Consider the following 19,648-nt stretch of genomic DNA (forward strand, 5'->3'; position numbering starts at 1 on the left):
AGGTGCCCCTCTCGGCCGACGGCACCTTCCGGGTGCAGGTGCCCTTCCGCGACGGCCAGCAGCTCTATCCGATCGAGGCCGTGGCCGCCGATGGCGAGCAGAAGCGCAGCATCACCATGGAGTTCCGCCGCTCCACGCCGGAAGCCAACGTCAACAGCCGCGAAGCCGCGGTCGCCGAGTGGTTCTAGGCCTCAGGACGGCGGCTCGCCCGGCCTTGCCAGCCGCTCCGCCACGGCGGTGATCAGGGTCCCGGCTGTCAGCTGGGCACCAACCTCCAGGCCATGGGCCCGTTCGTGATCGTCAAGCGGCTCCACGGTCCTGAACTGGGCCTCCAGGACGGCCGCGTCCGCATCGGAGGGGTCGTCGCCACAGATCTGGCGTTCCACCAGGCGCCGCCGGGCCTGCTCCTGGGAACTGACACAGGCCAGGATCAGGAACGGGACACCGTGCCGGCGGGCCAAGGCCTCCATCCGCAGCCGCTGATCGCGGCGCAGGAAGGTGGCATCCACCACCACCGACAGCCCCGCCGCGAGGATCCGTTCCACCTGCTCGGGCAGATGCTGGTCGTAGAGCATGGCGCTCACCTCCGGCCGGTAGGGGTCGCCCAGGAGCGGTGGGGCCAGCCCCTGTCCCCAGCTGCCGAAGAGACGCTTGCGCTCCACGTCGGAACGCAACTGGATCCAGCCCTGCCGCTGGCAGAGCTGGCGGGCCCGGTGGCTCTTGCCGCTGCCGGACACTCCGTGGGTGATCACCAGGGCCGGGGTTGGACTGGCGGTGGCACGGCTGGCGCCCTGCAGATACCGCTCCAGGTCCTGTTGCAGCAGAGCCGATGCCTTGGCGTCGAGGCCCTGCTGGCCCAGGCGCAGGGCGCAGACCTTGGCCCGTACCAGCGAACGGTACACCCTGTACCAGCGCCAGGTGAGCAGGCCGGCGTAGTCACCGCAGCGACCCAGCCAGCGGTTGAGCAGCACCGCCCCGAGGTCCGGTCGGTGGCGGTGCTCCAGATCCATCACCAGAAAGGCCAGGTCGCTGATCACGTCGATCCAGCGCAACTCCGGACTGAATTCCAGGCAGTCGAAGACCCGGAGGCGCTCCCCTTCCAGCAGCATGTTGCCCAGGTGCAGATCGCCGTGGCACTCGCGGATGCGGCCCTGGTTTCTGCGCTGGAGGAAGTTCGGCCGTAACCGCTCGAACTGGTCGTCGCTCCAGTGCCGCAGGACGGCAAGGTCCGACTCAGGCACCAGGCCGCAGGCCTGCAGCACCTCCAGATTGGCCACGGCCGGGGCCCTCACCAGCTCGGGCGCTCCATAGGGATCCCCGGGGCCGGCCACGGCGGCGGCGGCATGGAACGCCGCCAGGTCATCCGCCAGCCCTTCGAGCTGAATGTCGCTGAGGCCATGGCGTTCGAGCACCGCGCCCAGCAGGGCGCTCTGGGGAAACTGGCGCATGCGCACGGCCAGCTCGAGGGTGGGTCCGGAGCCGTGAAACGCGGCTCGCTCGGGCGGGCCATGGATGGGGCTGAGCCCGAGGTAGAGGTCCGGAGCCAGGCGCCGGTTGAGCCTGAGCTCCTCCTGGCAGAACCAGCGGCGCCGCTCCGGCGTCGAGAAATCGACGAAGCCCAGATTCACCGGCTTCTTGATTTTGTAGGCGAAGGTTCCGGTGAGCAGGATCCAGGAAATGTGGGTTTCCAGGCACGCGACCCGCTCGACCGGATGGTCATAGGCGGCGGGATCGAGCAGGGCGGCGATCATTGGCTCCACGGCCGCTCCGGTGCTGCTTGCGATTCAATCCAATCATCTGCAGGGTGACGATGGCTTCCATCGGGGTCCATACCAGCACAGGCACCAGCAGCCCAGCCGCCAGGGGAGATGTCGGCCGCACGAACAGGGCCAGGCTGAAGGTCAGCATCCAGCCCAGCAGCCAGATGGGAAGGCCCGCTGACAGGTTGCGGAGGCGGCAGATCACACAGTGTTGGCTGCGCAGGAGCACCAACAGGCTCGCGTAGGCGGCCACCCAGAGCCATTCGCCGGTCTTGAACCAGAAGGAGAGCGCTGAGAAGTAAAAGCTGACGCTGATGACGAACCAGGCGGCGGGGATCCACGGATCCATGCTCATCCAGCCCGGTCGTCTGAGGGTGCGATACCAGGAGAAATTCCGCTCCGAAGGATTGATGACCAGTGTCACCACCAGAAGGGTGATCAGGATCAGGAGCCAGGGAGGCACGGAGTTCTGCAGACCCAGGCATTATTGGGCGCTGCAGGGGGGGCGTCCATGGTGTTGGGTGTCGGTTCGTCGCGCCAGCGGACCACACCGCCGGACGCTCCTACGTTTGAAGGGTTCCATGAGATGGATGGAGGCCCCCATGCATACCCACGACCTCGAGAACCACGACAACCTCTACGCCGACGAAGGCACGATGGTGATCGGTGAGACCCGGGCGGACGCCCAGAGCCATGCCTACTGGGCCGTGGGGGCCATCGCCTTGATGGTGGTGGGATTGGGAGTGGCCCTGGTCATCTCCTGATCCGCCGCGAAGCGCTCCCGGAAACAGGGCAGGGGGATGGGTTCACAGAGCCGGACCCAGTCCCCGCTTCCCCTGTGCCGCCAGGCGGAAAGCCGCAGCGGATGGATGGCTCCCCAGCGGCAGATCAGCAGGTAACGATGTCCCCAGGCCGTGGGCCAGGCCATGGCGGCCCCCCTGGCCCAGGGCCAGTGGTCAGGGTGCAGCGGCTCCAGATCGCGATGGCGGCGCAGCAGGGCTGGCAGCAGCTGGCCAGCGGGGATCCCCTGGTCCCAAGCGGTGTGACCCGCTGCCCTGGGTTCGGCCAGGCAGAGCTGCAGACGCCTGGCCAGGGCGGGCGGATCGCCCCGGCTGGGGAGAACCAGGTGCAATCCCCCCCAACCGGGAAAGCCCAGACAGGAGAGAAGGGCGCCGGAAGCCATGCGTGGACGGGACGGTGACATCCCTTTGGTGCCACCGCCTGTCACGAAGCGGACGCTGGGGCGCCCGTGCTGGCAGGATCGGCGGGAAGGAAGCGACTCCCCCGCCGCCATGTTCGAGAACCGCGAACGGCCCGCCTGGGTCAACTGGCTGATCCTGGCGATTTTCCTGTTGTCGTCGTGGCAGCTGGCCGGGTTCTGGTTTCAGCAGCTGCACCACTGAGCAGCCGGCGGCGTCAGGAAGGGCGTCGGGGCCGGGCGGTGAGGCCCCGCACGAGCCGGACGCCGCCGCCCACCAGCAGCAGCAGGGCCATCAGGGCCAGCAGGGCCACCACGATCACGCTGCCCAGCTGCAGAATCCCCATGCTGAGTCGGCTCAACCCGCCGATCAGGTTGGCGATGGCATTGCTGACCAGGAGGAGCGCATCAAGCCGCTCCGGCAACTGCATCAGCCCAACGAGGATCAGCGCCCCCGCCACGATCAGCATCAGGCCAGCCAGCACCTGGCGCCATCGGGAGGATGGACGGCGGCGGCGACTGCGCAGCTGCAGACCCTTTCCCGCCGTTGGTCCCCTCGGTGTCGGCAACTGCAGCGGATAGGGGGTGTGCGGCATGGCTGGGGGGGTCAGAGCTCCAGCGGATAGCCGGCGCCCCGCATCCACCGCTCGAATTCCATCAGCACCAGCTCATTGGGGCAATCGATCAGGGACAGGTCGTTGACCGTGCAGTCACCCTGACCACCGTGGTGAAGCGTGAGGTGGAACTGGGTACCGCTCAAGCCGCAGACCTCCGGATCACTGCGCACCACCACATCCAGTGCCGCTCCCAGCCGTGCGACCCGGCGGCGCAGTTCCGACCAGGTCATGCCCATGGCACGGGAGAGGAAAAGAAAGGGAATCGCCCCCAGTGTGACCAGCGTGGGGCCGAAGTCAACAGGATGCGGGCCGGGGTCTCAGGGACGTGGGGCTTGCGGAGCGGCCTGGGGGGCCGGTGGGGTTGGCGCCGGCGGCACGGCTGGCGGGGGCAGCAGCAGCACCAGGGCCGCGGAGACGGCCAGGGCCGCTGCTCCGCCCAGGGGGGCCGTCAGCCGGCGATGCAGGGGGATCCTCTCCAGCAGTTCCCTGGGGCCTAGGGGCTCCGGCTCAGGGATCTCGAGGGGCAGCTGGACGCGTGGATCGAGGCGCAACAGATCGAGAACCCGCACCAGATCCGCCAGTTCCGCATCATCGAGATGCATGTCCAGCGGGGGGGTGTCGGGTTGACTGCTGCGTAGCAGCAGCCGGTGGCCGCCCTCGGGATGGGGGCCGATGTCGACGGGTTCGCCCGCAATGCTGAAGTCGCGGCGCACGCCGCTGATCAGGTGCCGGGCGTAGGGCAGCACCACCTGCATCAGCGCCTGCAGGTGCTCCCGCCGCCCCTCCAGCAGGGGCCGGCCCACCCACTGCAGGCTCCAGCCGGTGATGATGCCAAGGGCCGCACCGCTCTGGCCGATGGAGACGTCGGGGAGCCCTTCCACCTGCAGGCGGCAGCTGAGCTGATCGAAGACGAGGCTCTGCTTCATCACGGAACTCTGAACCATGGGGGTCTCAGGAGACGGCCTCAAGCGACCGCGTCCATCAGGCTGGCCTTGATGCGCTCGAAGCCTCCCAGGCCGGCGCAGAGGCTGAGGCCCTGGACCAGCTGCAGCCGCTGGGCGGCCCCATCGGTGGGATCGAGCAATTTCTGAACGCCGCTGCGGCGGGGATTCATGCGTTCCTGAACCAGCTCCAGCAGACGCCCTTGGAACAGCGCCCAGCGTTCGCTCGCCACCGCCTCCGGCTCGCTGCTGGAGAGCAGGGAGCGCAGCATCGGGTAGAGGCGATCGGCCATCACGCAAAGGATGCGGATCAGGGCATCGGTTTCGTCGACGGGGACCTCGCCGCGCCGGCAGGTGCGCCGCAGGGGGTTGTGGCAGCGCCGCTTCCACAGCTCCACCCGGTTGGGGAAGAGACCGCCGTAGCCCAGCTGCTCGCTCATCCAGACCATCGCCTCGCCGCCGTTGAGGTCGAGCGCCTCCATGCAGAGCAGCATCAGATCAAGCCGCTCCAGTCCCCTGCGGGGCAGGGGGCGGGAGGGGCGGTCCGGGTTTGCCGCTTCCGAAGTGTCCTTGGCCATGACTGCGATGATGCCAGCGGCGCCGTCCATCCGTCACGTCGCCGGTACCGGTCCCTTCACCAGCACGATGCCCAGCAGCCCTTCATCGATCGATCTGCGCACCTGGGTCCGGGACATTCCCGACTTTCCCAAACCGGGCATCCTCTTCCGTGACCTCACCCCCCTGATGCGGGATCCCGAGGGCTGGGGCGAGGCCATCCGCCTGCTGGGCCTGCTCTGCGAGCGGGTGCAGCCGGACCTGATCGTGGGCATCGAATCCCGTGGCTTCATCGTCGGCACCGCCCTGGCCACCATCGTCGGCGTCGGCTTTGTGCCGGTGCGTAAGCCCGGCAAGCTGCCCGGCGAGGTGATCGGGGTGGACTACAGCCTCGAGTACGGCACCGATCGGCTGGAGATCCACAGCGATGCCCTCGGCGATGGCTCGCGGGTGCTGATCGTCGATGACCTGCTGGCCACCGGCGGCACCGCCGCGGCCTGCACCGAGCTGGTGCTGAAGGCGGGAGGGGAGCTGTGCGGCTTTGGCTTTCTGGCCGAACTGGCGGCCCTGGAGGGACGCAACCGGCTGCCACAGGAGCAGCCGATCGAGTCGCTGATCATCTACAGCTGAGCCTCAGCCCTGCTGGTCCTGCCAGGTGAGGACGGTGTCGAACTGCTCGAGGCTGATCAGGCCGAATCGCCAGAGCACCGCCGGCAGCGGCGCCTGCTCCAGCTGGGACTGTTTGATGCCCAGCTGCAAGGCGTTCTCACTCAGGCCGAGCTGATGGCGCAGGAAGCGCACCATGGCCGGAGAGGGCAGGGGCTGGGGAGAGCTGCTGATCACCATCGCCCCATGCTGGGAGCGTCTGGCGCAGGCGGCAAGGCCCCTGGGTCATGACCCGCAAGGCCAGGGCCCGGCTCCAGCCGAAGCGCGACAGGACCCCGAAGGCCAGGCCGCGCAACGGCAGCACCAGGGGATGACGGTTGGAGAAGAGCCGCACCAGCAGGTCGGTGGCCAGCAGGGTGAGCAGCAGATCGGGCCAGCGGCGGCGTGCGTAGGCGGCCGCCAGGCGACGGGGGGACAGCGTTCCCCGGGCGGCCTGCTCGGCGAGCTGGTGCAGCACCGCCACATCCCGCCAGCAGAGATTCAATCCCTGGCCGCCCACCGGATGGCAGCGGTGGGCGCTTTCCCCCACCAGCACCGTGCGGCCGCGATGCAGGCGGTGGGCCAGCTGCAGGGCCGCCGGAAACCTGCGGGGCTGGGCCAGCAGGGCCTCGGGCTGGAGTTCGTCCGGCAGGGCCCCCGCCAGCCGATCGAGGAAGGCTGGGCCGCCCAGGGCTTCCAGCTGCCGGCAGCGGGCCGCGGGTGCACTCCAGACCAGCTGGAAGCGACGCTCGCCGAGGGGAAGGACGGCGAAGGGCCCTTCCGGCCGCAGCAGCTCCCAGGCTTCGTCGTCGTGGCCGCCGCCCATCTCCACCTGCACGGTGAGGCAGGCCTGGGTGTAGCGGTGGCTCCACTGACCGATCCCCAGGGCCCGCCGGGTGGGGGAGTCGGGTCCGTCGGCGGCCACCAGCAGGTCGGGGTCGCTGGCGGCAACCGGTGCCGCTGTTCCCAGCGCCAGCTCCACGGCGGGGTGCTGGCCCAGGCGCCGCAGCAGCAGCGCCATCAGGGGCCGGTGCGAGCCGATCCAGCCCACCGCGCCGGCGTGCTCCAGGTCGGTCGGACTGAAGCTGACCCGGCATGCCGTCGCCACGTCCTGGAGCCGCAGGCGGCGGAAGGGAACCAGCGCGTGCTGCAGATCCCCCCAGAGGCCCAGCCGCTCCAGAAGGTCACGGCTGGAATGGGTGAAGGCGTAGGCCCGCTCCCGGCCCCGCAGCGCCTCGGGGCCGAGGGGATCGTGGAGGCTCACCAGCCAGCCGGCCTGCGCCAGGGCCAGGGCCGTCAGGGCGCCGGTGGGGCCGGCTCCGTTGATCCGGGCGTGGAGCGAAGGGCGCATGGCCACAGAAAAGCCGCAACAGAAAGTCTGCTGCGGCCTAGGGGGCAGCCGTGATCAGCTGCCCGTCACGACGGTGTGTCCCCTCAGGGACCGGTGGAATCAGCCGATGCCGAGCAGACCACGGGTGAAGGCTTCGCCACCCAGGGCGAATTCGGTGGCGAGCAGGGCGATGAAGCCGAGCATGGCCATGCGGCCGTTGAGCTTCTCGGCGCGCTCGTGGAAGCCCCAGCCGCTCTCGGGGCTGACCACTTCCATGCGGGGCTCCGTGGCGAAGGCGTTGAGGCGGCCGCCGTCTTCGGTGGTGACGGTGGCACCGCGGATGGCGGAACGATCGAGGGCGGTGGGAGCGGTGGGGGTGGCGGCGGTCATGGGAGGACTCCTTGAGAAGTGTTACGTGAATTGTAACGCAATGTTTCGGATCCGTCCAGCTTCCCTCACCCCAGGCGCCTGAGGCAGAGCTCCTCGAAAGCCGGTCGCAGCAGGTAGGGGTACTCCCCCACCCACTGCTTCAGCTGGGGCAGCCAGCCATCGGAGAGGGCGCCGATGCGGGAGAAGTCCTTGCGCTCGCTCAGCACCAGGCAGCGGATCACCATCCCCGGCCGGATCAGCTCATGCTTCTTCTCCAGCGGGAAGCGGATCTGGCCCAGGTAGCCGTCCTCGTCCTCCAGCTCCAGGCACAGCCAGGTGCGCCGGTTCTCCACCAGCTCGAGCCGCCCCTGGCGGTTGGCCTGCTCCCGCCGGTTCTCCACCACCTCCCGCCGGAACAGGTCGGCCACGACGCCCTCGAAAATCGCGGCCGCTGGATAGCGCCGCAGCAGCGCGTTGCGACGGCCCGCTTCCAGGATCGGCCCCCACAGCACATAAAGGAGAAAGACGAAGCCCACCACCAGGAACACCGGACCGGCCTGGCTGCGGAACAGCAGCACCTGGCTGATCAGCAGCGCGATCACCCCGCCGATCACCGAAATCAGGACCCGCTGCAGCAGTTTGCGCGGATTGCCACTGCTGGCGCTGAACTGCGAGCCCGTGGCCACCGCCGGGATCAGGCGGACCAGTTCGCCGGGTTTGAGGGGGATCAGCATCGACTCTTGGGGGGGCAGCTCACAGGAGCCTCTCCAGTCCATAGACCAGGCCCCCCAGGCTGCGCACCTTTCGGACCGTGAGCAGCACCCCGGGCATGTAGGCACTGCGGTCGATCGTGTCGTGGCGCAGGGTGTAGGTCTCGCCGGGGGAGCCGAACATCACCTCCTGGTGGGCCACCAGCCCGGGCAGCCGCACCGAATGCAGCCGCAGGCCGCTCTCCCTGAGCCCGCCTCGGCAGCCGGCCAGGCTCTCGTGCTCCTCCACCTGGGGGGGATTGAACGGCTTGCCGAGTTCCTCCATCAGTTCGGCGGTCTTGAGGCAGGTGCCGCTGGGGGCATCGGCCTTGCGGTTGTGGTGCAGCTCGGTGAGCTCGGCGTAGTCGTAGAAGCGGGCCGCCGCCGCCGCCGCCTGCTGCAGCAGCACCATCCCCACGCAGAAGTTGGGCACCACCGCGCCCCCCATCGAGGCCTTGTCGGCAAAGCGGGCCAGGTCTGCGAGCTGGTCGGGACGCAGGCCGGTGGTGCCGATCACCGGATGGACGCCATAGGCGAAGGCGCCGCGGCAGTGCTCGAAGACGACGCTGGGGTGGGTGAAGTCGACCAGCACCGCCCCGCCGCCCGGCCCGGCCTGGCGCACCGACTGACTGGCCTGGCAGAGGGTGCCTTCGAAATCGCCACTCAGCGCCACCTCCAGCTCACCGAGACCCAGGGCCAGCCCCACATCCTCCCCTTCGTGGCCCGGGGTGGTGTCGATGGCTCCCACCAGGGCGCAGTCGGGGGCCGCCACCACGGCCTTGATCACCTCGGCGCCCATGCGGCCCAGGGCCCCGGCCACCACCACCGGGATCGGCGCCGGGGCTGCTGGGGGTGGGGAGGACGCGGTCATGGTCAGCTAGCACTCCAAGCGAGCCTATGTGGCCCGGCCCGCGGGCAGGGTGCCGGCCTGTAACGCTGCGCTGCAACCGATCGCGTCCCTGGCGGGAGCTCCGTAGGCTGCTTCACATTGCTCAACGCATCCGCCGCATGTTCACGCAGGTCCGTTCCGCCAGCCGCCGGGTCAGCCCTGCCCCCACCGATGGCGCCAACGACCGGGTGGTGATGAAGGCCGTCTACGTGGTGCTCGAACCCCAGTACCAGAACGCCCTCACCACCGCCGCCACCGGCCTCAACGACCAGAACGGTCCCCTGGCGGTGGAGCTCAGCGGCTACCTGATCGAGGAGCTGCGCGACCCGGCCAACTACGCCGACTTCTGCGCCGACGTGGCCGCCGCCGACGTCTTCATCGCCTCGCTGATCTTCATCGAGGACCTGGCCCAGAAGGTGGTGGACGCCGTGTCCCCCCACCGCGACCGGCTCAAGGCGGTGGTGGTGTTCCCCTCCATGCCGGAGGTGATGCGCCTGAACAAGCTCGGCACCTTCTCGATGGCCCAGCTGGGCCAGAGCAAGAGCGCCATTGCCCAGTTCATGCGCAAGCGCAAGGAAGCCAATGGGGCCGGCTTCCAGGACGCCATGCTCAAGCTGCTGAACACCCTGCCGACGGTGCTCAAGTACCTGCCGGTGGAGAAGGCCCAGGACGCCCGCTCCTTCATGCTCAGCTTCCAGTACTGGCTGGGGGGAACGCCGGACAACCTGCGCAACTTCCTGCTGATGCTGGCCGACCGCTACGTCTTCGGCAAAGCGGAGCTGGGCCGGCCCCAGCTGACGGTGGCCGACCCGGTGGTGTTCCCGGACCTGGGCATCTGGCACCCGATGGCGCCGGGGATGTTCGAGGACCTCAAGGAGTACCTCAACTGGAGCGCCAGCCGCGCCGATCTCAGCGAGCAGGCCCGCCGGGGCCCGGTGATCGGCCTGGTGCTGCAGCGCAGCCACATCGTCACCGGCGACGACGCCCACTACGTGGCGATCATTCAGGAGCTGGAGTACCGGGGCGCCACGGTGATTCCCGTGTTCTGCGGCGGCCTCGACTTCTCCAGGCCCGTCTCCTCCTTCTTCTATGACCCGCTCCAGCCCGACCAACCCCTGGTGGATGGGGTCGTCAGCCTCACCGGTTTCGCCCTGGTGGGCGGTCCGGCCCGCCAGGACCACCCCAAGGCGATCGAGACCCTCAAGCGGCTCAACCGGCCCTACATGGTGGCCCTGCCCCTGGTGTTCCAGACCACCCAGGAATGGGAGGAGAGCGATCTGGGGCTGCACCCGGTGCAGGTGGCCCTGCAGATCGCCATCCCCGAGCTTGACGGTGCCATCGAACCGATCGTCCTGTCGGGGCGCGACGACGCCACCGGCAAGGCCCACACCCTGCAGGACCGCGTGGACGCCATCGCGGAACGGGCCATCCGCTGGGCGTCACTGCGGATCAAGCCCCGGGCCGAGAAGAAGCTGGCGATCACCGTGTTCAGCTTCCCCCCCGATAAGGGCAACGTGGGCACTGCGGCCTACCTCGACGTGTTCGGCTCCATCTTCCGCGTGCTGGAGGAGATGAAGGCGAAGGGCTACATGGTGGACGCCATGCCCCGCACCCCGAAGGAGCTGATGCAGGCGGTGCTCAGCGATCCGGAGGCCCTGGAAGGCGCCCCCGAGCTGGCGATCGCCCACCGCATGAGTGTCGAGGAGTACGAACGGCTGACCCCCTACTCCGAACGCCTGGAGGAGAACTGGGGCAAGCCCCCCGGCAGCCTCAACTCCGATGGCACCAACCTGCTCATCTACGGCCGCCATTTCGGCAACGTGTTCGTGGGGGTGCAGCCCACCTTCGGCTACGAGGGCGATCCGATGCGCCTGCTTTATTCCCGCAGCGCCAGCCCCCACCACGGCTTCGCCGCCTACTACACCTACCTGGAGAAAGTCTGGGGTGCCGATGCGGTGCTCCACTTCGGCACCCACGGCTCGCTGGAGTTCATGCCGGGCAAGCAGATGGGCATGAGCGAAACCTGCTACCCCGATTCCCTGATCGGTGCCCTGCCCAACCTCTATTACTACGCGGCCAATAACCCCTCGGAGGCCACCATCGCCAAGCGGCGCGGGTACGCCTCCACCATCAGCTACCTCACCCCGCCGGCCGAGAACGCCGGCCTCTACAAGGGTCTCAAGGAGCTGGGCGAGCTGGTGGGCTCCTACCAGCAACTGCGGGAGAGCTCCCGGGGGGTGCAGATCGTCAACGCCATCATCGAGACGGCCCGCCAGTGCAACCTTGACAAGGACGTGGCCCTGCCCGAGGGCGATGCCGATGTGGCGGCCCTCGATCTCGACGGCCGGGATGGCGTGGTAGGAGCCGTGTACCGCCAGCTGATGGAGATCGAGAGCCGGCTGCTCCCCTGCGGTCTGCACACCATCGGCAAGCCGCCCACCGCCGAGGAGGCGATCGCCACTCTGGTGAGCATCTCTGCCCTGGAGCGGGAGGAGGAGGGCCTGCGTTCCCTGCCGGCCCTGCTGGCCGAGAGCCGCGGCCGCACCATCGCCGAGGTGTACCGGGGCAACGATGAAGGCGTGCTGACGGATGTGGAGCTCAACCGGGTCATCACCGAGGCCTGCCGTTCGGCGGTGGGGGCCATGGTGCGCCAGGTCACCGGCAGCGATGGCCGGGTCAGCCTGCAGCGTCGCTTCGTCTGGTTCTTCGATCTGCTGGAGCGCTTCGGCTACCGCCTGCCCAGCCCCTGGCTGAGTGCCTGCCGCCAGGCGGGTTTCGCCGATGTGGATGTCACCGAGCTGGATCGCCAGTTCGCCTACCTGCGCTTCTGCCTGGAGCAGATCTGCGCCGACATGGAGATGGAGAGCCTGCTGCGGGCCCTCGATGGCGAATACGTGCTGCCCGGCCCCGGCGGCGATCCGATCCGCAACCCCGGCGTGCTGCCCAGCGGCAAGAACATCCACGCCCTCGATCCCCAGGCGATCCCCACCCGGGCGGCGATCGCCGCCGCCAAGGTGGTGGTTGATCGGCTGATCGAGCGCCAGAAGGCGGAGCAGGGCACCTGGCCGGAAACCATCGCCTGCGTGCTCTGGGGCACCGACAACATCAAGACCTACGGCGAATCCCTGGCCCAGATCCTCTGGTTCATTGGCGTGCGTCCGATGGCCGATTCCCTCGGCCGGGTGAACAAGCTGGAGCTGCTGTCCCTCGAGGAGCTGGGCCGGCCCCGCATCGATGTGGTGGTGAACTGCTCGGGGGTGTTCCGCGACCTGTTCATCAACCAGATGGCCCTGATCGACCAGGGCGTCAAGATGGCCGCCGAGGCCGACGAGCCTCTGGAGATGAATTTCGTGCGCAAGCACAGCCAGGAGCAGGCCGCCGAGCAGGGCATCTCCCTGCGGGATGCCGCCACCCGGGTGTTCTCCAATGCCAGCGGCAGCTACAGCTCCAATGTGAATCTGGCGGTGGAGAACAGCACCTGGGAGGAGGAGGGTGAGCTGCAGGAGATGTATCTCAGCCGCAAGACGTTCGCCTTCAACGCCGACAACCCCGGCGAGATGAACCAGAACCGCGAGGTGTTCGAATCGGCGATGAAGACCGCCGATGTGACCTTCCAGAACCTGGATTCGGCGGAGATCTCGCTCACCGATGTGAGCCACTACTTCGACTCCGACCCCACCAAGCTGATCGCCGGCTTGCGCGACGACGGCAAGGCTCCCACCAGCTACATCGCCGACACCACCACGGCCAATGCCCAGGTGCGCTCCCTCAGCGAGACCATCCGCCTCGATTCCCGCACCAAGCTGCTCAACCCCAAGTGGTATGAGGGCATGCTCGATTCCGGCTACGAAGGGGTGCGGGAGGTGGCCAAGCGTCTCAACTTCACCCTGGGCTGGAGCGCCACCAGCGGCGCGGTCGACAACTTCGTCTACGAGGAGGCCAACGAGACCTTCATCAACGATCCGGAGATGCGCAAGCGGCTGATGGACCTCAACCCCCACAGCTTCCGCCGCATCGTGGGCACGCTGCTGGAGGTGAACGGCCGCGGCTACTGGGAAACGAGCGATGAGAACATCGCCCAGCTGCAGGAGATCTACCAGGAGATTGAGGACCGGATCGAGGGGGTGACCAAGGAGGCCTGAGGGATCAGAGGGGCAGGGGCCGGCGGCCCTCTCGCCCCGGGTCTGTCCGTCGATCCCCTGGGCTGGAATCGGCAGGAGCTCCTGAGACGCTGATCGCGTGGCGCGTCTGGCGAGTGGAGGACGTGTCTGTTGTTGCGAGCTCTTGTTGCTGCCGCAGTCGATAACAGCAGATGCGCTGCATTGAGAAAACTCATGCGCATAGGTACGCAACTCTTAATAATCTCCTCATGGCCCTTGGGCGCTGAGGTTTGCTGCCACGGCCGTGCCTGCAACCCCCGCTGCCTGGGCATCAGCCGTCTGCTGCACCGATTCCTGCGTAGGACTGAGTAGTGCCATTGCACGGGAAAGGAACCGTGAACGTTGACAATCAGGCTCAACTCATCGCCGTCAAGTCAGAGGCAACGCTGATGACTTCATTGCTATCTCAGCCACCTGCAATGGCATCGTCGATCCACCCAACTCCATTCCCTACTCCCCTGAGAACCATGTCAAACAAACTCGACGCCGCAGCCAAAGATGCTGAAGGCAAGATCCAGTCCGCCGTCGGCTCCCTCACTGGCGACAAGGGCCAACAACTCAAAGGAGAAGCCAAGCAAGTCCAGGCCGACGTCATGCAGGCGGAAGCCAAAGTGAAGGAGGAAGCCAAGAAGGCCGCCAGGAAGCTGGATGATGCCACGGATTAGTCAGCCGGCCGGTACCCGTTGGGATCCCATAGGGTCCAGTCTCGATAGCAAGATCCTGACAAGTGCCAGTCATCGCGTAACAAGCTCATAAGTCGCTAATCATCCGTGGCCAAGACCATGCCGGGGAGTCGTTCACTCCCCGGCTTTCTCTTCAAGCGGGCCAGGAGGCCACAGCGTTCCCTCCCTCCCTGTTTCGAGCGAGTGGATCGATGTGTACATAAAAAGGGGGGCCGAAGCCCCCCGAATCACCCCGCAGGGGTGAGAGAATGGATCGGGATCACTTACCGATCTTGGCAACTTCGGCGCGAGCCCGGGCCAGAACGGCACCGGTCAGGGGTACGAAATCAAGCTGCTTGGCGATGCCTTGGCCCTTCGGCGAGAGGCCCCAGGTCAGGAACTGACGGATGGTAGCGGCTTTGTCGCCGTTGCCCCGCTGATAGGCCAGGATCCAGGTGAAGGTGGCGATCGGGAAGGCGTTGGCGCCGGCCGGATTGCAATCCTCACCACCGAGGCGGGAATTCAGCTTGACGCCGTTCAGGGCGGCGGCTCCGGTTGTATCGTTGGCTAGAACAAATTTGCCAGCTTTGTTCTGAAGAGCCGCAGGAGTGATCTTGCCCTTCACGAAGGCCTGGTTGAGATAACCGAGCGAGCCGGGGGTGTTCTGGATCAGGCCTGCCACACCCTCGTTGCCCTTGCCGCCGATGCCCACGGGCCACTTGACGGCCTTGGAGGTTCCCACTTTGGACTTCCACTCCGACGAGAAGCAGGAGAGGGAGTTGGTGAAGGCGGCGGTGGTGCCGGAACCGTCGGAGCGGTGAACCACTTTGATTGGCCCCTTACCGCATTTCAGCTGCTCCCAGGTTTTGATCTTGCCGAGGAAGATGTCAGCGACCTGGGTCTGGGTGAGCTTGAGGTTCTTGCAGCTGGGGTTGTTGTAGGCGGGGGTGACGGTGCCTCCCATCATCGGGATTTGCAGGGCTCCGCGCTGGCCGGCCACGCCCTTGGTGAATTCTCCTTTGGATTCGTTGAGCTCCTCATCGGTCGCTCCAAAATCGACGCTGCCGGCATGGAACTGGCGAACACCGGCGCCGGATCCCACCGACTGGTAGTTCACCTGCCTCTTGGTTGCCTTGGCGAACTCCACGGCCCAGCGCTGGTAGGCCGGAGCGGGAAAGCTGGCGCCGGCTCCACTGATGGAGTTGCTCTGGGCGATCACCGGAACCGCCAGTCCAGCGGTGACAGCACCGGCAGCGGAGAGAATCAGGGCCTTCTTCGCGAAGGTCATCAGAAATGCCAATTGTGGAGCAAGTTATGAATAGCAACCCGCTCGGCCCAATCGTGTTATGGACAGGTTAACGGGTCTTCAAGGATTCCCCTGGCCCGATCCATGGCTGCGACTGGCTTGACGACCTGCGCCTGGATTCGGATGCTGCCATTGGTCACTGCAGGCATCCCTGAGCCCCGTGCCTCACGATGGGCACCCACAGGTGTTGGCGGGTCTCCAGGCTCAAAGGGGACAGCCGCTCCATGCACCCGTCCCACCGCCGGCTGATGGTCGCGACGTCCACACCACACGGTGCCTCTGCTGATTCTGGATGGGGTCCGTAGCCAAAGTCACATCAGATTGTCTGAATCAGAAGCTGGCACCATCCGGCCCTGGCTATGGATAGGGGTGCGATCCCTGCCGTTCACGTGAAAGAGCTCACCAGCGCCATCAACCAACACCTGGCCGCTGAGTTCCAGGCCGGCCACACCTATCTGGCCATGTCGATCTGGCTGCGGGAGAAGGATCTGGCCGGTTTCTCCACCTACATGCACGACAAGAGCCAGGAGGAGCGCGACCACGCGGCCCGCATGATTGCCTACCTGGTGGACAGTGATGAACAGGTGGAATTGCCCACCATCGAGGCTCCGGAACGCAGCTGGCCCTCGGTGCAGACCCTGTTTGACCAGGTCTATGACATGGAGAAGGGGGTCACCGCCTCGATCAACCGTCTCTATGCCATGGCTGAGACCGTTGGTGAGCGCAGCGCCACCGCCATGCTCGATTGGTTCGTGGCCGAGCAGCTCCAGGAGGAGGCCGAAGCCCGCTTCGTGCGCAAGCGCCTGCGCCTGGCCGGCGACAACAGTGCCGCCCTGCTGCTGCTCGATCAGCAGTTCCTGGAGGGCACGGCCCTGACCCACGTCAAGGGCGGTCTCAGCGGCACCAGGGGGGGCTGAAGCCTCAATGCCCTCCTCCCTTTCCACGTCCTGCCACGGCTCCCAGCTGCACGGTGGCCAAAGCCATGGCCCGGGCTTTCGGTTGGCCCTGGTGGGGATGCCCAACACCGGCAAGTCGACGCTCTTCAACCGACTCACCGGCGGCCATGCGCAGATCGCCAACTGGCCTGGCTTGACGGTGGAGCTGCTACGGGGTCCCCTGCCGGACGACGGCCACGGCAGCACCTACGAGCTGGTGGACCTGCCGGGGATCCACGACCTCAGCGGCAGCAGTGAGGATGAGGCCGTGGTGCAGCGCTTCTTGCGCGACACCCCGCCCGATCTGGTGGTTGTGGTTCTGAATGCCAGCCAGATCAACAGCCAGTTGCGGCTGCTGCTGCAGCTGCGGCAGCTGGGCCTGCCGCTCCTGGCGGCGCTCAACATGAGCGATGAGGCCGGGCGATTCGGCATCGTGATCGACCATCATGGGCTGTCTGCGGCCCTCGGCCTGCCGGTGCTGCCGGTGAGTGCCAAGCGGAACCAGGGAATCGCCGAACTGCTCGACCGGTTGCACCAATGGGGGGAAGCGCCGAGAGGTTCCGAGGCGGCCCTCCAACGCTCCCCCCAGCCGCAGGTTCCTGTGCCGGATGGGTGGCAGCAGGAGCTGGTGACCCGCTTCGTGACCATGCCGGAAGGGTTGCGCCATCACCACACCCGCCTGGTGGATCGGCTGCTGCTCCATCCGTTGCTGGGGCTGGGGATCTTTCTGGTGATGGTCCTGGCCGTGTTCCAGCTGCTCTATGCGGTGACCACACCCCTGCAGGACCTGCTGGGAACCGCTCTCGACTGGATCCAGACGAGCTGGTTGGTGCCGGCTCTGCAAAACCTGGGATGTCCGGACGGGCTGGAGCGCTTCCTGGTGGATGGCCTCTGGCTGGGCGTGGGCACGGTGGCCACGTTCCTGCCGCTGATCTTCGTTTTTTATGTGCTGATCGCCAGCATCGAAGACTCGGGCTACCTGCCAAGGGCCGCCTTTCTGATGGATGGTTTCATGCACTGGCTGGGGCTGGATGGCCGGGCCTTCGTGCTGCAGGTGATGGGCTTCGGCTGCAATGTGCCCTCCATCCTGGGAACCCGGGTGATCCGGGATCGGGGCATGCGCCTGCTGGCCATGCTGTGCATTCCCTTTGCCCTCTGCCAGGCCAGGTTGACCGTGTTCATCTTCATGGCCGGGGTGTTCTTCCCCAGGCCCTGGTGGGCACCTGGACTGGTGTTGTTCAGCTTCTACATGCTGAGTTTTGCGGCCGCCGTGATCACGGGCCTCGTGTTCAAGCGGGCCTACCCCAGTGATGGGGCTTTCGTGCTGGAACTGCCGCCCTATCGGGCCCCCAGCCTGATCACCATCCTGCGCCGTGGCTGGTCGTCGATGCTGAATTTCATGGTCACCACGCGGGTGTTCATCCTTGTGGGTGCGGCGGCGATCTGGCTGCTCACCAACCTTCCCCCAGGGGCAACGGAGGCTTCCGGAACGTCGCTGGCGGCGGGGATCGGCCGGTTCTTCCAGCCACTGCTGGGGCCGATCGGCATGAACCCTGAGCTCACCGTTTCCCTCTTCTTCGGCTTCATCGCCAAGGAAATCCTGCTGGGGGCGATGGCGGTGATCTACGGCACCACCGCCTCCGGCCTCGGTGGTGCGATCCAGACCGCCATCACGCCGCTGCAGTCGCTCAGCTTCATGACCTTCGTGCTGCTCTATACCCCCTGCCTGGGAACCGTGGCGGCCCAGCTCCAGGAGTCCAAGAGCCGCACGTTCGCCTTGCTGTCGCTGGGCTGGTCGTTGTCGCTCGCCTGGGTGATGGCCTTTGTGGTGTACCAGGGGGGTGGCTGGATCCTGGCCCTGCGTTGAGCGGTCGACGCCTGCCGCTCTGCCGGCGATCGTTCAGCCAGGGGGGATCAAGGACACCTCCATCTCGGCGGCCTGTTCGCCGCGAAGCATGAATTCCATCAGGCCACACGAAAGGTGCAGCAGTCCGCCGGGTTTTCCTCGGCGCAGCACCTCAATCTCCACCCCTGGCCTGACCCCCATCGCCAACAGCCGCCGTTGCAATTCCGGATGCAGGGGCAGACAGTTGACCCAGACACGTGCACCCTCCGGAACCTGACTGAGAGGTACCAAATCCTTAGACTTTAATTGACAACTTTAGGGCAGATCCCGTCCACGGTTGACCTGGCCATGGGCTGCTCCACGGCTGTTTGTGACCGATAAGCTGTTTTTGACCGATCAGAGGTTCAGGGTGCTGCCGAAGGCGGATCACCCAGTCCGCAGGTCCGCCACCCCTACCCCACAGCCAGGGCAGGGCCGCATCGGATAGGTGTTGAAGGGAAAGCGGGGGGGCTGAAAGGGTTCGATGCCCTGGCGACGATCAAAACGCACCATCCCGATGGTGCCGTTGGTGGCCACCACCAGGGCTGTGCGCCCCAGCCGCCGCTGGCTGCGGGCCCAGCTGCCGGTGTTGTAGTAGGTGATGTGGCACGGCCCACCAGCTTCGTTGATGGGTCCCGGCAGACCCAGGGGCGTGGCTTCGGGGATGTGGGTGTGGCCGTTGATCAACCCGTCGAGGGGCTGGGGGCCCCGCCCTTCCCGCTGCAGGTGCTGGACAATCCCGCGCTTGATCAGCCGGTCGTGCCCCGTGCGGCTCTTGAGGGCGCTCTCGAGCACGAAGGCCAGGGAGAAGCCCCCGGAGGAATTGAGCCCCCGGCTGATCGGGATCGGCCATTCCCGGTGGCTGGCCAGCAGATCGACGGCGTTCTGCAGGATTCCCTCCGCGTTCCAGCCGGCCGGCAATGGCCCGTTGGCCGGCCGTGTGAACGGGGACAGCAGGCCATTGATGCCGGCGCTGTAATGCTCCTGCAGCCGGGCCAGGCCCTCGGCCGCACCAGTGTGGAAGCGGATCAGCCGGTCGTACTCATCGCCGTGGCGCACCAGCAGCCGTTGCCCGGCGGGCGTGCTGTACACATCCTGACGGCGGATGGCGAAGCCGGGCCGCTCCAGGCCGGCGTGGCGGCGCAGGTAGGCGTCGTGGTTGCCAGGGATGTAGGTGATCGTCACCCCGTCCCGGTGCAGGCCCTGGAACCGTTCCAGCACCCGACGGTGTGAGGCCCGCAGCAGCCGGGTCTTGAGCAGTGTCTCGTTGGTGAGGGGATCCTCGTCCTCCCGGGCCAGGAGGGAATCGATCAGGTCGGTGAGAAAGTCGGCATCGACATTGGCGTTGAAGCGAATCGCCTGCAAGTCGATGATGTCGCCGACCAGAAACAGCTGCCTGGGCCGGATGCACTCCAGGAACGCCGCCAGGTGGCCGGCTTCGCACTGATTGGAGCCCAGATGCAGATCCGAGATGAACAGCGCGTCGCAGCTGAGCACAACCTTCCGGCAGGTGGATCGGCGCCCGGAGGCAGGGCGCGCTCAGGCCTGTAGCTCCGCCATGGTGACACGATCCCGGCGCAGATCACGGCGCAGTCAGCATCAGAAAAGCAGGCCGAATCCCTTGTCTGGGCCTCGTTGAGGCGCCGG

Annotated in this window: 21 protein-coding genes and 1 pseudogene; 7 read left to right on the plus strand and 15 right to left on the minus strand. The window is 66.9% G+C overall.

Annotated features, from left to right (window positions below; translation table 11 throughout):
• Positions 1-188 (plus strand): annotated as a pseudogene (locus tag VB739_RS03085) (DUF4912 domain-containing protein); the annotation flags it as partial.
• 3 nt (positions 189-191) lie between these two features.
• Here the strand turns inward: VB739_RS03085 and VB739_RS03090 are convergent.
• Complete coding sequence (locus VB739_RS03090) at positions 192-1,751, minus strand: AAA family ATPase (protein WP_323355667.1); 1,560 nt, start codon at positions 1,749-1,751, stop codon at positions 192-194.
• Positions 1,717-2,223: a TspO/MBR family protein gene (locus VB739_RS03095; RefSeq protein ID WP_323355668.1), complete on the minus strand. Its 507-nt coding sequence runs from the start codon at positions 2,221-2,223 to the stop codon at positions 1,717-1,719. The genes VB739_RS03090 and VB739_RS03095 overlap by 35 nt, the downstream gene beginning before the upstream one ends.
• A 139-nt stretch (positions 2,224-2,362) precedes the next feature.
• Between VB739_RS03095 and VB739_RS03100 the strand changes: the two genes are divergently transcribed.
• Positions 2,363-2,524, plus strand: coding sequence for a hypothetical protein (locus VB739_RS03100; protein ID WP_190609649.1), 162 nt, complete (start codon positions 2,363-2,365; stop codon positions 2,522-2,524).
• Here the strand turns inward: VB739_RS03100 and VB739_RS03105 are convergent.
• The 5 genes from VB739_RS03105 to VB739_RS03125 all read right to left on the minus strand — a co-directional run bounded on the left by VB739_RS03105 (position 2,458) and on the right by VB739_RS03125 (position 5,094).
• Positions 2,458-2,943, minus strand: coding sequence for a hypothetical protein (locus tag VB739_RS03105; protein WP_323355669.1), 486 nt, complete (start codon positions 2,941-2,943; stop codon positions 2,458-2,460). The two genes, VB739_RS03100 and VB739_RS03105, sit on opposite strands and share 67 nt — an antisense overlap.
• A 233-nt stretch (positions 2,944-3,176) precedes the next feature.
• Positions 3,177-3,554 carry a hypothetical protein gene (locus VB739_RS03110; RefSeq protein WP_323355670.1) on the minus strand — a complete coding sequence of 126 codons (378 nt, stop codon included), beginning with the start codon at positions 3,552-3,554 and terminating at the stop codon, positions 3,177-3,179.
• Between the two features lie 11 nt (positions 3,555-3,565).
• Complete coding sequence (locus VB739_RS03115; RefSeq protein ID WP_254943378.1) at positions 3,566-3,811, minus strand: hypothetical protein; 246 nt, start codon at positions 3,809-3,811, stop codon at positions 3,566-3,568.
• A gap of 81 nt (positions 3,812-3,892) precedes the next feature.
• Positions 3,893-4,519, minus strand: coding sequence for a DUF4335 domain-containing protein (locus VB739_RS03120; RefSeq protein WP_323355671.1), 627 nt, complete (start codon positions 4,517-4,519; stop codon positions 3,893-3,895).
• Positions 4,520-4,539: 20 nt separating this feature from the next.
• A complete protein-coding gene (locus tag VB739_RS03125) occupies positions 4,540-5,094 on the minus strand; it encodes a DUF3038 domain-containing protein (protein WP_323355672.1) in 555 nt (184 codons plus the stop codon).
• Between the two features lie 67 nt (positions 5,095-5,161).
• Here VB739_RS03125 and VB739_RS03130 point away from each other — a divergent pair, with 67 nt between their 5' ends.
• Positions 5,162-5,701 carry an adenine phosphoribosyltransferase gene (locus tag VB739_RS03130; protein WP_323355746.1) on the plus strand — a complete coding sequence of 180 codons (540 nt, stop codon included), beginning with the start codon at positions 5,162-5,164 and terminating at the stop codon, positions 5,699-5,701.
• A gap of 3 nt (positions 5,702-5,704) precedes the next feature.
• Here the strand turns inward: VB739_RS03130 and VB739_RS03135 are convergent, their stop codons facing one another.
• From VB739_RS03135 to dapB, 5 genes are all read right to left on the minus strand, one after another.
• Positions 5,705-5,917 (minus strand): DUF2949 domain-containing protein, encoded by a 213-nt coding sequence (locus VB739_RS03135; RefSeq protein ID WP_254943381.1) that lies wholly within the window; start codon positions 5,915-5,917, stop codon positions 5,705-5,707.
• Positions 5,838-7,067 carry an FAD-dependent monooxygenase gene (locus VB739_RS03140; protein ID WP_323355673.1) on the minus strand — a complete coding sequence of 410 codons (1,230 nt, stop codon included), beginning with the start codon at positions 7,065-7,067 and terminating at the stop codon, positions 5,838-5,840. The genes VB739_RS03135 and VB739_RS03140 overlap by 80 nt, the downstream gene beginning before the upstream one ends.
• 99 nt (positions 7,068-7,166) lie before the next feature.
• A complete protein-coding gene (locus VB739_RS03145) occupies positions 7,167-7,436 on the minus strand; it encodes a high light inducible protein (protein WP_323355674.1) in 270 nt (89 codons plus the stop codon).
• A 65-nt stretch (positions 7,437-7,501) separates the two neighbouring features.
• Complete coding sequence (locus VB739_RS03150; protein ID WP_323355675.1) at positions 7,502-8,149, minus strand: hypothetical protein; 648 nt, start codon at positions 8,147-8,149, stop codon at positions 7,502-7,504.
• 19 nt (positions 8,150-8,168) lie between these two features.
• Positions 8,169-9,035, minus strand: coding sequence for a 4-hydroxy-tetrahydrodipicolinate reductase (gene dapB, locus VB739_RS03155; protein WP_323355676.1), 867 nt, complete (start codon positions 9,033-9,035; stop codon positions 8,169-8,171).
• Positions 9,036-9,172: 137 nt separating this feature from the next.
• Here dapB and VB739_RS03160 point away from each other — a divergent pair, with 137 nt between their 5' ends.
• Positions 9,173-13,195 (plus strand): magnesium chelatase subunit H, encoded by a 4,023-nt coding sequence (locus tag VB739_RS03160; RefSeq protein WP_323355677.1) that lies wholly within the window; start codon positions 9,173-9,175, stop codon positions 13,193-13,195.
• A gap of 353 nt (positions 13,196-13,548) precedes the next feature.
• Complete coding sequence (locus VB739_RS03165) at positions 13,549-13,878, plus strand: CsbD family protein (protein WP_323355678.1); 330 nt, start codon at positions 13,549-13,551, stop codon at positions 13,876-13,878.
• 277 nt (positions 13,879-14,155) lie between these two features.
• Here the strand turns inward: VB739_RS03165 and pstS are convergent, their stop codons facing one another.
• Positions 14,156-15,163 (minus strand): phosphate ABC transporter substrate-binding protein PstS, encoded by a 1,008-nt coding sequence (gene pstS, locus VB739_RS03170; RefSeq protein WP_323355679.1) that lies wholly within the window; start codon positions 15,161-15,163, stop codon positions 14,156-14,158.
• Positions 15,164-15,570: 407 nt separating this feature from the next.
• Between pstS and VB739_RS03175 the strand changes: the two genes are divergently transcribed.
• Positions 15,571-16,098, plus strand: a complete 528-nt coding sequence (locus tag VB739_RS03175) for a ferritin (RefSeq protein ID WP_323355680.1) — start codon at positions 15,571-15,573, stop codon at positions 16,096-16,098.
• Between the two features lie 97 nt (positions 16,099-16,195).
• Positions 16,196-17,983 carry a ferrous iron transport protein B gene (feoB, locus tag VB739_RS03180; RefSeq protein WP_416233294.1) on the plus strand — a complete coding sequence of 596 codons (1,788 nt, stop codon included), beginning with the start codon at positions 16,196-16,198 and terminating at the stop codon, positions 17,981-17,983.
• Between the two features lie 33 nt (positions 17,984-18,016).
• On the opposite strand, the gene VB739_RS03185 is transcribed toward feoB, so the two are convergent.
• Complete coding sequence (locus VB739_RS03185; protein ID WP_323355682.1) at positions 18,017-18,253, minus strand: FeoA family protein; 237 nt, start codon at positions 18,251-18,253, stop codon at positions 18,017-18,019.
• Positions 18,254-18,388: 135 nt separating this feature from the next.
• Complete coding sequence (locus VB739_RS03190) at positions 18,389-19,498, minus strand: UDP-2,3-diacylglucosamine diphosphatase (RefSeq protein WP_323355683.1); 1,110 nt, start codon at positions 19,496-19,498, stop codon at positions 18,389-18,391.
• Positions 19,499-19,648 lie beyond the last annotated feature (150 nt).

This window comes from Cyanobium gracile UHCC 0281 (genome assembly GCF_034931305.1).
GTDB lineage: Bacteria > Cyanobacteriota > Cyanobacteriia > PCC-6307 > Cyanobiaceae > Cyanobium > Cyanobium gracile_A.